Origin of the sequence: Bacillus sp. CBEL-1 (assembly GCF_004348885.1) — a bacterium.
In the GTDB taxonomy this organism is placed as follows: domain Bacteria; phylum Bacillota; class Bacilli; order Bacillales; family Bacillaceae_H; genus Priestia; species Priestia aryabhattai_A.
The window spans coordinates 227,179-242,321 of record NZ_SBIM01000013.1 but is presented as its reverse complement, the minus strand read 5'-3'; the positions used below and the strand labels follow the sequence as shown (position 1 = coordinate 242,321).

Below are 15,143 nucleotides of genomic sequence, written 5' to 3'. Positions count from 1 at the left end.
ATAAACGGAATGTCACCTTGATAACATTCTTCAATTTCCTATACATCTAATTAATACAGTTTTTAGTATCCTTAGTCTAATTACCTTTCTTCAAAATATTCTCTATATACTTTAACAGAAATACCTAATTTTCTTATTAAGTGTTATTCTACAAAATGGCCCGGTTTTTGAAGAATGAAACAACTTCCCATTTTCGTGAGTGATGTTTTTTTGCTTTGCTAATATATTTAATTCTTGAGTGAAAGGTTTTCCTTTCCATTGACCATTATAACGAATAAAGATATATCCTTCAGAAGTGTTGTCTTAATTACTAAGTTCTTTTGATTTCTCGATAAGAATCGCCAGAACATCTGTTAATTTTTCATCAATTTGGATTTGATGCTCTTCTACATATGTTTTTTAACATCTGTTTCAATAGATTATTGTCCATTAAGTTTTACTAAACAATCAGAGGTTAAACCTAATGCATCTAATATTTTATTATCCTGCCTTCGTTAACGTAAGAACATCATTTCACAAAATCCTCATTATTTATAATGTTAGTTTAGCATAAATATCTAATAAACTTCGTAATTACAGCGTAAATCACCTACTGAAGTAAAAAGAATTTATAAACCTCCAATCACATTATTTCATACTCTGTGAATTCAAGTGCGCTCTCTTGTGAGAACGCACTTTTGTATTTGGAAGGCCTATTTTCTGCTTTCATTAATCTTGAAATAAAATCCAAATTCAATCTAGACAGTTATATCACATTGTGATATATTTTATTTAGTTATATCGTAATGTGATATATCTTTAAGTGATATAAGAGGTGAGGATTTGGGAAAAACAGAGCAGTTAACAGATTCAATGTTTTACATAATGGCAGCTTTAACAAAGCCAAGACATGGCTATGCTATTATGAATTTAATCGAAGAAACATCAAAGGGCACCATTACAATAGGGCCCGCTTCCATGTATACCATTATTAAAAAGCTTTTAGAAAAAGAATGGATCTACTTGTACGATGCTTCAGATTCAAGACGTAAAACGTATTTCCTTACCGATGCAGGAAGAACTGTGCTTAAAGAAGATGTAACCCTTAGAAAAATGCTGATTGAACTAGCTGAAACGGGATTGGGGGAGGATGAAGAATGAAACAAACCAAGTACATCATGTCAGGTGGCCTTGCTTTTGCTGAAGAGAAGGATATGAAAAAATTACGCCGATTTTCTTTAAAAGGATGGCACGTTACTGGTTTTAAATTTTCGGGGTACACGCTTGAAAAAGGAGAAAGCTCAGACTATATCTACAGCGTAGACTACCGATCCCTTGAAGTAGGAGAAGAAGATGAATACTTTGATGTTTTTGCATCCGCCGGGTGGTCTCACGTAACTTCAGAAGGAGATATTCATTTGTTTCGAGCAGAGCCTGGTACAAAAGCGATTTATAGCGACTCTGAGACGTTAGTTGAAAAATATAAAAGCTTATCTAATTCCATGGGGTATATCGCAATTTCATTAGTAGCACTCACAGCGCTTGCGTGGTTGGGAACGATAATTAGCTTTGGTCCGTTAGATTCATTTATGGCAGTCATCGCCGTTATATTAACGATTATCGCTATTCCAGCGGTCATGACTGCTATCGCATCCTATAATAGGAAATGGGTCGTTCAAGAAAAAACGGGAATGGTTATTTTACTGAAAGCTACATTAGCTCTTCTACTCGTCACAGCTGTGCTTGCTCTACTATTTGGCGACTATGGGTCAGTTCGGTTATTAATTTATATGGTTACGGGAGCAATTGTATTTCCAACTATTATTTGGATCATTATGTCTCTTTTTCAAAAAATAAGAAAAGAAATTTAATAGTTAAAATTAGAAAGATAGACACTCAAAACCGCTTGGACACTAGAAAGTCTAAGCGGTTTTGGGTTTTAATACAGAACGTTAAAAGCGAGTATTGTAGTCGTCTTTCATAAATAAACTTTACCAGGCTAAACAGATAGGTTACTTACTAAACTCTTTACGTGCAGAAGGAGTCTTCCGGAGTATACCGCTATACATGAAAATCATACCAACAACGATGAGACTTAGAATGAGATAAATAGCCGTATAACCATGTGTTCCGTTAGTTTGATTAAGTGATGCTCCAATTAACGTAGTAGCAATTGAGCTGGCTACAAAATTGGTTAACATAAATAGTCCCATTCCAATTCCGATTTGATCTTTAGGAAGTGCTTGTGACACTGTGTTGGCCAGCGTCATTTGATAAAATGATTGGGCGATATACCCAAAAATAATAGCAATCATAATGAAATAAGGAGAGTGTCCAACAATGATACTTAAGCTGACAAAGCAGATTAAGTAAAAGCATAATGAAAGATAACCAAGAATGGCAGTACCTTTTTTATCAGCTAATTCTCCCGCTTTTTTCGCCAACAATGCTGTGATAGCTGCTCCTGGGAACATAAATAGTCCGCTCGTAAATGCATTTAAGTTATTCACATCAGCTAGTAGTAGAGGGGTTAGATAAGGTAACGAAAATCCAATACCTGAACTGAGTGCAAAAAGAAGTAAAAGTAAACAGTAACGTTTATTTTTAAATAATTCGGGTCGAATAAAAGGTTCTTCAACTGTTTTAATTCTCCAAATAAATAGTCCTAATAGTAGTATACTACATAAAAACCAATAGAGATTTTGCATAGAAATTCCTAATAAGAGAAACGTAATTGCTCCGGCTAATAAGCTAGCCCCTAGGTAATCCATCTTTGCAGAGTTTCCTTTCATGTCATCTAAATAAGAACGGAAAAATGGAATTGTAACAATTGGTAGAATAGATACCGCAAATAAATAGTGCCAGTCTAAGGACGACGTAATAAAACCGGCTATAATTGGCCCTATTGCAACGCCTAATGATAGGCCTGTTGAGGTGATTCCCAGCGCTTTACCTCTTGTTTCTGGTGAGAAATAGCGAGCCGGAATTAACATGGCCGAAGCAGGGAACACAGATGCTCCTACTGCTTGAAGTATTCTTGCTAAAACAATGAAAGAAAAACTTGTAGATAAAAAGCCAAGTAGCGAGCCAGCTGTAAAAAATGTAAGGCCTACTGTTAAAAGGTTCTTTAGCTTAAATTGATCAGCTAATTTTCCATAAGCAACTGACCCAATTGCGTAGATAATCATATAACTTGTAATAATCCAAGCGGCTTGAGAAGGTGTTAGCGATAATTCTTTTGTAATAGCAGGTAAAGCTAAGTTAAACATCGTTGCGCTCATAGACGAAAAAACCAATGTAAATGCTAACACAATAATTAGCTTTTTTTTAGTTTGTTCTGGAATTAACGTGTACGTATCCATTATCATATCTACTCCTTTTTTTCGGTGTTGAAAAGAGAAGCTGCTCTGCCTTTAGACAATGACAGAAGCAGCATGTAAGTGTTGTATGTTTTATTGAGATACTTTGTTAAATCTTCGTGCGGTCTTTTCATTTGCCGACATTTCAAAGATTGGATAGTTATGAAGTCGCATATTTTGTTCATACTGTGCAAGAGCTACATAAATATTTTTTTGCTCTTTATAAACGGTAATGAGTTGTTCAGCAAGAATGCGCGCATCTCGTAACGCCAAATTTGAACCAGCGCCAAAGCTTGGTGGCATTGCATGAATCGCATCCCCTATTAAGGTGACACGACTTGTTTCCCAAGGTTCTATCGGTTCTATCGTTCGAATTGGTAGAACCGATACAGTTTGAGGGTCAATTCGTTCCACTAGCCCTCGTAGAATTGGATGCCATCCTTCTGTCAGAGTAAGCATTAGCTGATGATGATCTTTAGGCTCTCCTTTACGAATGTCTTGATCTGACACTCTTAATTGATGTGACACATTCAGCGTAATCATGACATAGTCATCAACGGGCTCTATGTCGGCGTTGGGAGCTAGCTCTCTAGCAGCCTCACTAACTGGGCGTCTCGGTTCGTATGGGCCGATAGCCATATAGGTTCCGTTTTCGTCAATTGCGCTTGTAAATCCATCAAATAAAATATCAGGTAACTGCTTTCGGATTTCTTTTGTCAAAGGCGATTTTGAATAGATTGCTCTTGCTTTTGTATCCACAGGCTCAACATGTGGCATCAGTTGGCGACGAATAGCAGAGTTGATGCCGTCTGCTGCTACTAAAATATCACCTCTAGCAACGCTACCGTCTTCTAAAAATAGGGAAACACCTTTTTTATCTTGTTTAAAACCTGTAACTGTTGAGTTGAAACGAACATGATCCTCAACGCCACTTAATAAAATTTGACATAGCGTTCGTCTATTAACGGCTGTATGTGGGAATTCTAGATCGTTTGGTTCACCAATATGAGGTCGAATCCCTATCTCGTTTAGCTGTTCATCGATTAAAACGGCTAGTTCACGGCGAGGTTTTTTTCGTGATGTTTGTACATATAGGTCATAAAGATTCTGGGGAAGTGCTGTACGAAGAGATTCTCCACCATCCATATTCATATGCAATCGATAGCCTGATTTCGATACTTTATCTTCGCGTTCATATATAGTGAAGCTAATGCCGGCCTTTTTTAAATGTTGAGCTAAGCATAGTCCTCCAATTCCACCGCCTGCGATAAGTACATGTAAATTTGACATAAACTAAATTCCTCCTAAAAAAGATAAACAACACTTTGTATGTTAAGATTTAAAGTGTTGTTTTATATTTTACAGCTTTAATTGGTAACAACAACCATTAATTATCCTGAATTTGTATGTTAGGCAACATATAAACAAGTAGTGTTGCTTAAGAAGAAAAAATAATCCAAAAGTAGGGGAGGGCTACCAGTTGAAAAAGGTAGATCGTCGGGTTTTAAGAACGAGAAAGGCCATTGTGGCTGCGTATCTTTCTTTGTTAAAAGAAAAGAATATACATTCAATATCGGTTAGTGATATTACAGAGAGAGCAGATATTAACCGAGCGACTTTTTATGCACATTATGAAGATAAGCAGCACTTACAAGAACAAAGTATTAACCAAGTATTGGTTGATTTAGAGGATGCAATTGAAGTTGATCAATCTGGAGAAAGGTCAGCTGATTTTAATTTACAAATGCTTCATGAAGTTTTTGAGAGGCTGTTTGAGAACATTTATGCTCATAGAGAATTTTACAGCGTCATGCTTGGAGAACATGGGCCTTCTTTATTTGCTGAAGGGCTTCAAGAGGTTATACAAAAGTATACAAAAAAAGGCTTGAAGATGGCTCATACAGCTGAAATTACTCTAATTGTGGCAGAAGATATTTATTTAAGTTATATAACGTCTGCTCAACTGGGCGTAATTAACTATTGGAGAAAACATGACTTTCAACAATCACCCACTTTTATGGCAGAGCAACTATTAACTTTATATAAATTAGGTGGAGCAAAGATAGCAGATTACAAGAGGTAAAAGGCAGTAGAAAGAGGTAGTTTTTATAATTATATGATCAACATGTCCACATAAGGAAACTTTTCTTATTTTAAAACGTATATGTAAATAAATACTAAAAATGGATGTGTTAAACATGGATAATCAGCTTTTAGCTGGACTAGTTGTGTTACTTGTTATGTCTGTGGCTTTCAACATATATCAATTTATTCAACTGAAACGATATCAGCTACATAACCGTACCAAAGCATCTTGGCACGAGGCAATGAATCTAGGAAACCCAATCAGTTTATTTTTATGGTGGGGGCTATGTTCAGGAGCTGTGCTTGGTATATTGGTAGGAATTATAGAATTGTTTATATAAGGAGGATCCTATATGGTGAAGTTATTTCTAGTAATTGGTATAATCTCTATCATCATTTCTGGAATTTCGATTGGAGCTTGGGTCAATGGAGAGCAGCAAAGAGCGAACTTTCACTCTGAAACGGTTGAACACCGTACTGTTAAAACAAAAGTATCTATGGTGTTTGGTTTGGTAGGAATTGTGGCGTTAAGCGCTGCAGGGCTTGTGTATTTTCTGTAAGGCTCTGTTAATGATTAATGTTGATATTTGATACCTGTCCAAATTCTGGTTATAATTAATATAAGAACAAATGTTCGTATTGGTTATCAAGGTGAGCAAAGCGTTTAGCAACTTGTTAAAGTATTACCACATACCAAAAAAGAGCAAGTCTATCAGTGGGTAAAACGCTATGTTGAACCTTCCTCTAGTGCTGGTGGGCGTTTAATCAATGAAATGAAAGAAACTCGCTTTAAAGAAGGATTTGTGTGTCCTCACTGTTCATCAGAACACGTTGTTCGATTTAGAAAATTCAATTGTCGTCAACACTATCGTTGTAAATGTTGTGATAAAACCTTCACTGACACAACTAACACCGTTTTGTACCGCTCTCGAAAAGGTAACGAATGGATTATCTTTGTAGAATGTATGTTTAAGGGGTATTCATTGCGAAAGTCGGCTGAAATAGTAGGGGTTATTTGGGTTACACTTTTTTATTGGAGACACAAACTGTTAAACGCTTTGAAACAAATGGATGTTGAACATTTTGAAGGTATCGTTGAAATTGACGAGACCTATTTCCTTTACTCTCAAAAAGGACAACGTGGGATTACTGGCCGTAAACCTCGAAAACGTGGTGGTAAATCCAAGTATAGAGGAATAAGCCAGGAACAGATTTGTGTACTTGTTGCCAGAGACCGAACAAAAGCAACCGTCTCCAAAGTTGCTTGTATGGGGCGTATTGTAAAAACGAAAGTTGATACTTTAATTGGTTCTAAACTTTCCAACGAAAATGTTCTTGTCACAGATGCTTGGAGAGCCTATAAAACCTATGCAAAAGAAAAAGGTTTAGAGCATTACCGAATTAAATCAGACGATGGTAAACACGTTATTAAGGGCTTATACCATATTCAAAATGTCAATGGTCTCTATTCCTGTTTGAAACAATGGATAGACCGCTTTAAAGGCGTGACTGCAAAATATCTTGATAACTACTTTACTTGGTTCTTATTTGTGGATAGTCGTAGTAATGAAAGTACAAAACAGCATATTAAGGAATTTCTATTAACATGATTTGTATTTGAAATGACTGACACATATGACAGCTTACGCCTTTCCAGATTCCATGTTTAGATTTCCTTAAAATAAGAAAAAGGCAGTCAATTAAATATAAATTAAGAGATTGTTAGGAGGAAAAATGCAAAGTTTTACTTATAATCCACCAAAAGTTAAAAATTCAACTAAAATGGTTAGCGTAACAGATAGTAGTGGTGAATTCGTATGTAGCTTTAAACGAACATATAATAATATGTTTACAAGAATTGCAGATTTCTTTTTAAGCCATAATTTTTTTGTCCAGTTCGATGTATTTACAGAAAGTGGAGAAATAAAATATCAGGGAAATAAGAAGCCAAGATGGGGAAAAACACAATATAAAATAGTTAATTTAGATAATCAGGAAGAATATCTTGTATCGTATATTAGTTGGCAAACAATATCTCCCGAATTTCTAATTAAATGCACATCTGGTGACGAATTCACAGTAAAGAAAGATTTAATGGATTGGGCAAAAATTTATTATAACGGTAAGGAAGTTGCAAGGTGGAAAATGAAAACAACTGAACTCTTTAAAACTTATTTAGAAATTGAAGAGCATTCTCCTATAAAAGAACCTGAATTCTTCATATGTCTTTTCCAATGTATTTTTTATATCGGAGATTAAGGAACTTAATTCTTCAAAGTCTATGAATGCTTTTACTCAATAAATAGGGGAAATCTCTTTCGTTTTGATTTCCCTATATCTTATTGAAAAACAATATTTAAATTTAACAGAGCCTTCTGTAAAAGAAAAGCCTTACTAAAAAGTAAGGCTTTTTGCCATAATGAAGAGTTTTTTCACATGCTTTTATCTAGTAGTGAATGCTTATTGTAACTCTTTAATTCTCTTCGTTAGTTCCACAAACTTCAAATCCAATTCTGTATAATCCTTATGATTGGGTGTGAGAAAACTTAGCTTCCCAAGCACTTCCTGACGCTCGGTTTCAAGGGTTAAGCGAAGCTTTTCTTTATCATCGATGTTGCTTGGCTTATCGCCTGATGTTTGTAGCTGCTTGTTCATGCGTTCATTTTCAATAATTAGCTGTACAGTAGTAACCTTTTCAACGAAGTAGCGGTCATGGGAAACGACCAGCAACGTTCCGCTATACTGTTCTAGCGTTTTTTCAAGCTGTTCTCGAGAAGGTAAGTCAAGGTGATTGGTGGGTTCATCTAAAATTAGAACGTCTTTTTCTTCTAGAATGTACTTCATCAGTTTACACTTTACGCGTTCACCCATACTCATGTTCGCAATTGGCTCGTTCCACTGTGACGCGACAAAGCCTAAATGCTTCATTAAGTTTTGAACATGCCCTCGAGCTTCAAATGTTTCTCGATGAAAAAGCTCCTTTGGGGTTTGGTCAAGCGGAAGGTCAAATACTTCTTGCGTTAAGTACCCAATTTGAGCAGAAGGGGAAATCCATAGTTCGCCTTTTGTCGGCGCTTCGTTTTTCATTATCATTTGTAAAAGCGTCGTTTTCCCGCTGCCGTTAGGACCTATAATCGCTACTTTCTCACCGTGCTGAATCGTGAAGTTTGCTTCTTTAAATAAGACACGGTCTATAAATGATTTTTCCAGGTCTTTTACTTCCAAAAAGCGCTTGCCGTGCTTATGAGTTGAAGTAAATGAAAATTGTACCTGATACTCCTCAGCGGGAGCTTCTGTTTTAAACTTTTCCAGCTCTTTTTCAAGACGCTTTTGTTTTGACTTCACCTGTGAATCTAAACGCTTGGCTTTGACGCGGTGATATTCTTTAAAACCTTCTTCTTTTGTTGATCGTGCATGACCTGACTGTGACCAAGCGGTAAGCTGATTCATTTGATTGTTGATGCGCTCTTTCATTTTTTGCTGCTTTTCGTATTCTCGCTGTTGGGTGAGACGAACTTGTTCACGGTGTTTCATATAGTCGCTGTAGTTTCCGCTGTGCGCAATAACTTTTTGATTCTCAATAGACCAGATTTTTGTTGCGACCTGATCTAAAAAATAGCGGTCATGGGAAACCAAAAGGATCGTTCCTCGGTATTTCTTTATCTGTTTGATTAAAAGCGCCGTGCTGTCAGCATCTAGATGGTTTGTTGGTTCATCTAACAATAAAAGATCAGAATAGTTCGCTAAACCTCTTGCAAGGCGGGCTTTCAGCTTTTCACCACCGCTCAGCCGCTGAAAGTTGCCGGTTGGCACGTTCCATTTCCTTAAAAGCGTTTCTTCTGATGCCGACACGTCTTCAAATGAGTAAGAGCGAGCTTCTTGTTCGACCATAGAAATGGAAATGTTGGGCTGAAAGTGCTGAATTTTTCCGCCTGTCGGGTTTATATCTCCAGTTAGTACGCGAAGCAAAGTAGATTTGCCGGCACCGTTTTTACCAATAATACCGATAGTGTCACCTTGCTGGATACTTACATTTACATCTTTAAACAGCGTGTAGTCATTTAATTCAAGCTTCAATTCTTTTAATTGTAGTAGTTCTAACATCGAATCATCCCTTCGGTACAGGGAGAATAAAAAATCCTCCCAATTTCATTGGAAGGATTAGTCGAGTCCGCATTATTGTCCCGCATAAAGAAGCCTATAAGCAGAGAGCTTGTAGGGGTGGTTGAAAAATGGGCAGACTAATCCTAAGTTTTTAAGACTTGAAATTATGAAATTTCAAATGTAAAAAATTAGGTTAGTTATCCATTGTTCATCCATCATTCCTCTCGTATTTATTAGTGAAAATTGTAGCATGCTTAAAAACAATCGGCAACCCTATGTAGAAAATAAATCATTTTTTAGATTTACCAGTTCTATTTAGGATATTTATGGTAAAATAGATTCAATTTTATAGGAGGTGCAAGGAATGAATCACAATCAAGCATCTCTCAACTCTTCATCTGCTAAGCTGAAGATGATTGTATCCATGGTTATTTTTGGTTCAATCGGCTTCTTTTCAGAGCGCTCTAATCTACAGTCAGTGGAGCTTGTTTTTGTTAGGTGTGTGTGTGCGACTCTGTTTTTAAGCGCTTGCTGGATGTTAACTGGAAAGTATAAAGAAGAAAAGTGGAGTAAAAGAGATGTTATCCAGACGTTGATCTGCGGCGTTTTTCTTGTATTAAACTGGGTGTTTTTATTTAAAGCATTTGAACAAACGTCCGTTACGGTCGCTATTTCAATCTATCATTTGGCACCGGTGTTTGTTTTATTTTTAGGAGCTATCCTATATAAAGAAAAGCTAACCCCTATATCAGTTGTGTCACTGGCGATTTGTTTTATCGGTACTCTTTTGATTTCAGGTGTTAGTGCTGGTACATCAATGAACGATTTACTTTCTTCAGGGGTGGTTTGGGGACTCTTAGCTGCGCTCTTTTACGCATTCACTACCCTAGCAGGTAAAGGGATTAGAGAGCTAAGTCCCTATGCGACGACGTTTTTACAAACTCTAGTTGGAATCTTTATGCTGATGCCGCTCGTTACCTTTCATTCTTTTTTTGAACTATCTGCGATTAACTGGATGGTTGTAGCTACAACAGGCATCGTACATACTGGTATCGTCTATTTACTGTTTTTTGATAGTTTACGATCTTTATCATCAAACGTCATTTCAGTTCTCGTGTTTCTAGATCCTGCGGTAGCTATTTTATTAGATACGCTGTTAACAGGGTTTAGACCAGATATTCTACAAAGCGTTGGCATTGTCCTCATCTTTGGAGGCATGGGGTTGACGATGATGAAAGCGAAAAAGAAATCGGACTATTCATATCGTGAAAGGGAGAGTGTGAAATGATTGATATTAAAATTAGACCGGTACATCCAAGTGACGCAGAAGCTGTTCATGAAATTAGAATTCAGCCATCCGTTGCGCGCCATACGTTAGCGATACCTTCAGAGCGTGTGAAAAGTTCAAAGGATTTTATGGAAAGCATAAGTCAAGATGCGCATCTAATGGTAGCTATAGTTGAAGATAAACTCGTTGGGATAGCTGGCCTTCATATTAAACCAGGAAAACAGCGTCATATTGCTGTACTCGGTATCTCGATTCATGAGAAGTACCACGGAAAAGGTATTGGTGGTGCTCTTATCGATTCACTTTTAGATATTGCAGATAACTATTTAGGTCTCATTCGCATAGAACTAGAGGTGAATGTATCAAATGAAAAAGCCATGAAGCTGTATAAGAAAAAAGGGTTTCAAGTAGAGGGACAACTAAAAAAAGCGCACTTCTATGCAGGTGAATATCATGATGTGTTTATAATGGGAAGAGTGAAGTGAGGAGATTCAGTTGGCAAAGTTTGTAGAAAAAGGGTTTATATATGGCCTTGTTTTAGGCTTTTGTATAGGCGTATTTTTCGTACCTTATAAAGAAGTATTGGACTCAGGAGAAGGGTTCATCGAAACGTCTTACATGGAACTTATTGACGTGTTTATGGTTTTAATGAGAATATGTGCTGCCAGCGGCCTTATCGGAGCTGGAATCGGTTATTACTTACATGTTGATAAAGTGAAGCACTCTAAGTAGTGGAGTGTTGTACAGGTATTGATACATAAGTAGTTCAATCCCTACTATGCCTGAACGATTAAAAGTTCACAACTTTTAATCGTTCAGGCTTTTTGTTGATTAGGAAAAAACAGTTTAGAATGGAGCGTAGCGTGATGGAACGAACGTGTTCAAATAAACGAAAGAAATAGGAAGAACTGTTTTCATCTTTTAGAAGCAGCCGTTTTTCTATGTCTCAAACTCATTTTCATTAATCAATGAAGACTCTTATACTGTTTTCTATTTTTCTAGCGATAGATTTACTTTACAATAATTTGAAAATATATCAATAATTTCACTTTATCTTATTGAAACTATTGAAAAATCTGATTATAATGAGGTGTGTAAATTTTCCATTATTTGAATGAGCTGATACTTACGCCTGCTTTACGCGATTAGGCGAGTCACCCTTTATTGGCTATAAAGGGTTTATTCTTATGAAAAAATAGAGAAGTAAGATGATATAAAGGGGATTATAAATGAAGAAAGTACTACTCGTAGCTTTTGTTTTTATATGTATAGTAGGCTGTTCTTTTGGTGGGAAAACAGCAGTGGAAGGACATGCTGTTTTCTCTGATGAAGGAAAAGAGTGGAGTGCTGATTACATATATGACCACAAGCTTTATCAAGAGCGCAAGACAAATTGGGTAAGACTAGGGCCAAAATCGATTAAGATAACGCCAGAACAATTGAAATACATAACGGTTGAGCTTCAAACGGGTGAAGGTGATACGGTAACAGGAAATGTAAAAGCCATGGTGAATAAATTGGACGATAAAGATAATACCGTGTCTTTTTTAGTTGGTACGCTTAATGATCGAACATATAAAGAAGATGTATTTAAAATGAAAATTATCTATAAAAACGAAGAAGAGGTATTGAACTTAAAACTAGCAGAAAATTAGTAAAGTGGGGGGATTGTAGATGTCAAAAGAAGTCATGATGCAGGCAGTTATTCAACATGAGTTTGGACGTGCAGACGTTTTAAAATGCGAACAAATCCCAAGACCGAGCAGACAAGAAGGAGAAGTTCTTATTAAAGTCGCATATGCAAGCGTAAACTATGCAGACCTTAAAACACGAGTTGGTGGCAAGGGGGAAGCAGCGTTTCCCTTTACACTTGGTTTAGACGCAGCCGGTATGGTAGAAGAAGCCTCTGAAAGTTCAGTATTTTCACCAGGGGATCGAGTTATTGCTTTTCCAAAAAGCGGTTCATACGCTCAGTACGCTATTGCAAGCGAAGCCCTTGTTTTTAAAATTCCTGACGAGCTCTCGTTTGAACAGGCAGCAGCAATGCCAACAGTAGCTATTTTATCATATATGCTAATTCATGAAATTGGACGAGTGAAGGCTTCGGATACAGTGGTAATTCATAGCGCTGGAGGAGGAGTGGGTTCCATGCTTGTACAGCTAGCCAAGCAAGCTGGGGTTGAGAACGTGATGGGAACGGTGGGAAGCTTAGATAAAAAAGAATACGTTGAATCGCTTGGAGCAGATGCTGTTTTTACGTACGATACATTTTCTGAAGAAGTTCTCAAGCGGACAAAAGACCAAGGAGCAGATGTCATTTTTGACTCGATGGCAGGAGACGTTACGGAAAGAAGTTTAGCGTGTTTAGCACTTTATGGTACACTCGTTCAGTTTGGAAACAGCAGTGGAAAAGCAGGAAGCTTTAAAACAAGTGATGTTCACAGCAGTTGTCGTAGCGTAAAAGGTTTTAGTTTAGGAACGACTAGAAAGCATGCTCCAGAGAGGCTAGTTCCAGCTGCTGCAAAAGTGATTGACCTTTTTGCTAAAAGAGAAGTTAATCTTTCTATTCAACAGGTATTTGATTTAAAAAACGCAGCCGACGCTCATCGCTTAGTTGAAAGCCGGAACTACGAAGGCAAGATTCTTCTTAAAGTATTGTGAAAATAATAAAAACATTTCGAAATGTAATAATTCGTAGTATGATGTTGAATGTACATACAGCATGAAAGAGGTATAGAGATGGTTTTATTAGGAACGCTTGCAAATGGGTTAGGCATTGTTGTCGGAACGCTTTTAGGGAGCTTATGTCGAAACATTCCCGAAAGCATGAAAACTACCGTTATGCAGGCAATCGGATTAGCAATTGCGGTTTTGGGAATTCAGATGGGTATGAAAAGCGAACAGTTTTTGCTCGTAATTTTAAGCCTTGTTATCGGTACAGTAGCGGGTGAAGCATTGAAGTTAGAAGAGAAGCTTTCGTCAATTGGCTCATGGATCGAAAGCAAGGTCGGAAGTGGTCAAGGCAGTGTTGCTGAAGGCTTTGTAACAGCAACATTAATCTTCGTTGTTGGAGCAATGGCCATTATCGGTGCTCTTGATAGTGGCATTCGCGGCAATCATGACGTATTGTATACAAAAGCCGTGATGGACGGATTTATCTCTCTGTTACTAAGTACAACGCTTGGGATTGGCGTTATTTTCTCAGCCATAGCTGTTGTTTTATATCAGGGATTAATAGCTGTTTTTGCTGCACAGATTGATCGAATAGTTCCAGATGCACTGATGGATCAGCTTATTATCGAAATGACGGCAACCGGTGGTATTATGATTCTAGCAATTGGCTTAAATTTAATTGGCATTACCAAAGTCAAGGTGGCGAATTTGCTGCCTGCAATTGTTGTTGTCATTTTGTTAGTGACGGGAATGTATGCTTGGATGTAGTAGACCTTTTAACAGAAGGTCTACTTTTTTTTGAGTATATAAATTACAGCGTATATAGCTTGCTTTTGCATCGGCACATTGAAAAGGATAAAATAAATTAAGCACATTCAAAATCGACAAGAATAAAAAAATATAGTAACTTATCAGTTGATAAGCTCGAATATATATAAGGGTGAATGATATGTCAAAACAGCCAAAGACTTTAAAAAAAGAAGATGGCGAAAAGACGCGCAAGCTCATTATGGAAACTGCGCGTTCACTATTTATGGAGTATGGGTATCGTGCTGTATCAACACGCAAAATTGCAGAGGTGTGTAAGATTACACAGCCCGCTCTTTATCATCATTTTTCAAATAAGCAAGCTATTTATTTAGAAATGCTGAGGATTAATTTAGAACAAATGAAGCAGAGCTTATTAAGTATTATTAACAGCAAAAGAGATTTGCATGAATGCTTAGAGCATATAATTTATTATTTATTAAAAACGTATCCGTATAATTTAAACCAACTCTTTCATGATATAAAACATGAAATAGCTGATGAGAATCAAAAAGTACTTCGACAGTGGTGGGAAGAGGCTTGTTTGGCTCCTATCTCTGCTTTACTACAAACAGCTTCTGATGAAGGAAGTGTTCATGTGCCGGCCAATACATCAGTAAAACAATATGCTTATTTATTAATGAGCTTGGTTAGTCAGTCCGAGATGGAGAAACTAGAGAGCGAAGCAGAAGTAAAAGAAAAAGCACAGTTTCTTTCGGAATTTATAATGTTTGGCATTTCAACTACTTTCAGAGATAACAAGAAAGCGTGAATAAATCGTTCATGCTTTCTTCTTTACCCTTTACTTATCATTTGATAAGTAAGTGTAACTTCAAAGGAGGAGAATA

General features: G+C 36.9%; 16 protein-coding genes and 2 pseudogenes. 14 read left to right on the top strand and 4 right to left on the bottom strand.

The features are described 5' to 3' along the window. Positions 1–174: 174 nt before the first annotated feature. Positions 175–479 (bottom strand): annotated as a pseudogene (locus tag EPL02_RS21175) (tyrosine-type recombinase/integrase); the annotation flags it as partial. A 343-nt stretch (positions 480–822) separates the two neighbouring features. Between EPL02_RS21175 and EPL02_RS11350 the strand changes: the two are divergent. Both EPL02_RS11350 and EPL02_RS11345 read left to right on the top strand, forming a co-directional pair. Then, positions 823–1,140, top strand: a complete 318-nt coding sequence (locus tag EPL02_RS11350) for a PadR family transcriptional regulator (protein WP_131887763.1) — start codon at positions 823–825, stop codon at positions 1,138–1,140. Beyond that, positions 1,137–1,850 carry a DUF2812 domain-containing protein gene (locus EPL02_RS11345; protein ID WP_131887762.1) on the top strand — a complete coding sequence of 238 codons (714 nt, stop codon included), beginning with the start codon at positions 1,137–1,139 and terminating at the stop codon, positions 1,848–1,850. The genes EPL02_RS11350 and EPL02_RS11345 overlap by 4 nt, the downstream gene beginning before the upstream one ends. 141 nt (positions 1,851–1,991) lie before the next feature. On the opposite strand, the gene EPL02_RS11340 is transcribed toward EPL02_RS11345, so the two are convergent. Both EPL02_RS11340 and EPL02_RS11335 read right to left on the bottom strand, forming a co-directional pair. After that, the gene (locus tag EPL02_RS11340; protein WP_165932555.1) at positions 1,992–3,341 is read right to left on the bottom strand and encodes an MFS transporter; all 1,350 of its coding nucleotides are present in this window, start codon (positions 3,339–3,341) and stop codon (positions 1,992–1,994) included. A gap of 90 nt (positions 3,342–3,431) precedes the next feature. Beyond that, positions 3,432–4,628, bottom strand: a complete 1,197-nt coding sequence (locus EPL02_RS11335) for an FAD-dependent oxidoreductase (RefSeq protein ID WP_131887761.1) — start codon at positions 4,626–4,628, stop codon at positions 3,432–3,434. A gap of 190 nt (positions 4,629–4,818) precedes the next feature. Between EPL02_RS11335 and EPL02_RS11330 the strand changes: the two genes are divergently transcribed. The 5 genes and pseudogenes from EPL02_RS11330 to EPL02_RS11310 all read left to right on the top strand — a co-directional run bounded on the left by EPL02_RS11330 (position 4,819) and on the right by EPL02_RS11310 (position 7,682). After that, positions 4,819–5,421 carry a TetR/AcrR family transcriptional regulator gene (locus EPL02_RS11330; RefSeq protein WP_131887760.1) on the top strand — a complete coding sequence of 201 codons (603 nt, stop codon included), beginning with the start codon at positions 4,819–4,821 and terminating at the stop codon, positions 5,419–5,421. A 115-nt stretch (positions 5,422–5,536) separates the two neighbouring features. Then, positions 5,537–5,764: a hypothetical protein gene (locus tag EPL02_RS11325; protein ID WP_131887759.1), complete on the top strand. Its 228-nt coding sequence runs from the start codon at positions 5,537–5,539 to the stop codon at positions 5,762–5,764. A gap of 12 nt (positions 5,765–5,776) precedes the next feature. Further along, positions 5,777–5,983, top strand: coding sequence for a DUF5316 family protein (locus tag EPL02_RS11320; protein WP_131887758.1), 207 nt, complete (start codon positions 5,777–5,779; stop codon positions 5,981–5,983). Positions 5,984–6,074: 91 nt separating this feature from the next. Beyond that, positions 6,075–7,033, top strand: a pseudogene (locus EPL02_RS11315) (IS1595 family transposase). A gap of 124 nt (positions 7,034–7,157) precedes the next feature. After that, positions 7,158–7,682 (top strand): tubby C-terminal domain-like protein, encoded by a 525-nt coding sequence (locus tag EPL02_RS11310; protein WP_131887757.1) that lies wholly within the window; start codon positions 7,158–7,160, stop codon positions 7,680–7,682. A 201-nt stretch (positions 7,683–7,883) separates the two neighbouring features. On the opposite strand, the gene abc-f is transcribed toward EPL02_RS11310, so the two are convergent. Continuing rightward, positions 7,884–9,527 carry a ribosomal protection-like ABC-F family protein gene (gene abc-f, locus EPL02_RS11305; protein WP_131887756.1) on the bottom strand — a complete coding sequence of 548 codons (1,644 nt, stop codon included), beginning with the start codon at positions 9,525–9,527 and terminating at the stop codon, positions 7,884–7,886. Between the two features lie 364 nt (positions 9,528–9,891). Between abc-f and EPL02_RS11300 the strand changes: the two genes are divergently transcribed. From EPL02_RS11300 to EPL02_RS11270, 7 genes are all read left to right on the top strand, one after another. After that, on the top strand, positions 9,892–10,815 hold the full coding sequence (locus EPL02_RS11300; RefSeq protein ID WP_131887755.1) for a DMT family transporter: 924 nt from the start codon (positions 9,892–9,894) through the stop codon (positions 10,813–10,815). Beyond that, positions 10,812–11,300: a GNAT family N-acetyltransferase gene (locus EPL02_RS11295; protein ID WP_131887754.1), complete on the top strand. Its 489-nt coding sequence runs from the start codon at positions 10,812–10,814 to the stop codon at positions 11,298–11,300. Before EPL02_RS11300 ends, EPL02_RS11295 begins: the two co-directional genes overlap by 4 nt. Before the next feature lie 10 nt (positions 11,301–11,310). After that, positions 11,311–11,547, top strand: a complete 237-nt coding sequence (locus tag EPL02_RS11290; protein ID WP_094910210.1) for a hypothetical protein — start codon at positions 11,311–11,313, stop codon at positions 11,545–11,547. Positions 11,548–12,044: 497 nt separating this feature from the next. Further along, entirely contained in the window at positions 12,045–12,470 is a 426-nt protein-coding gene (locus EPL02_RS11285; protein WP_131887753.1) for a hypothetical protein, read from the top strand. A 19-nt stretch (positions 12,471–12,489) separates the two neighbouring features. After that, positions 12,490–13,476: a quinone oxidoreductase family protein gene (locus tag EPL02_RS11280; protein ID WP_350019387.1), complete on the top strand. Its 987-nt coding sequence runs from the start codon at positions 12,490–12,492 to the stop codon at positions 13,474–13,476. 78 nt (positions 13,477–13,554) lie between these two features. Further along, positions 13,555–14,256, top strand: a complete 702-nt coding sequence (locus EPL02_RS11275) for a DUF554 domain-containing protein (protein WP_131887752.1) — start codon at positions 13,555–13,557, stop codon at positions 14,254–14,256. Between the two features lie 181 nt (positions 14,257–14,437). After that, positions 14,438–15,067 (top strand): TetR/AcrR family transcriptional regulator, encoded by a 630-nt coding sequence (locus tag EPL02_RS11270; RefSeq protein WP_131887751.1) that lies wholly within the window; start codon positions 14,438–14,440, stop codon positions 15,065–15,067. Positions 15,068–15,143: the final 76 nt, after the last annotated feature.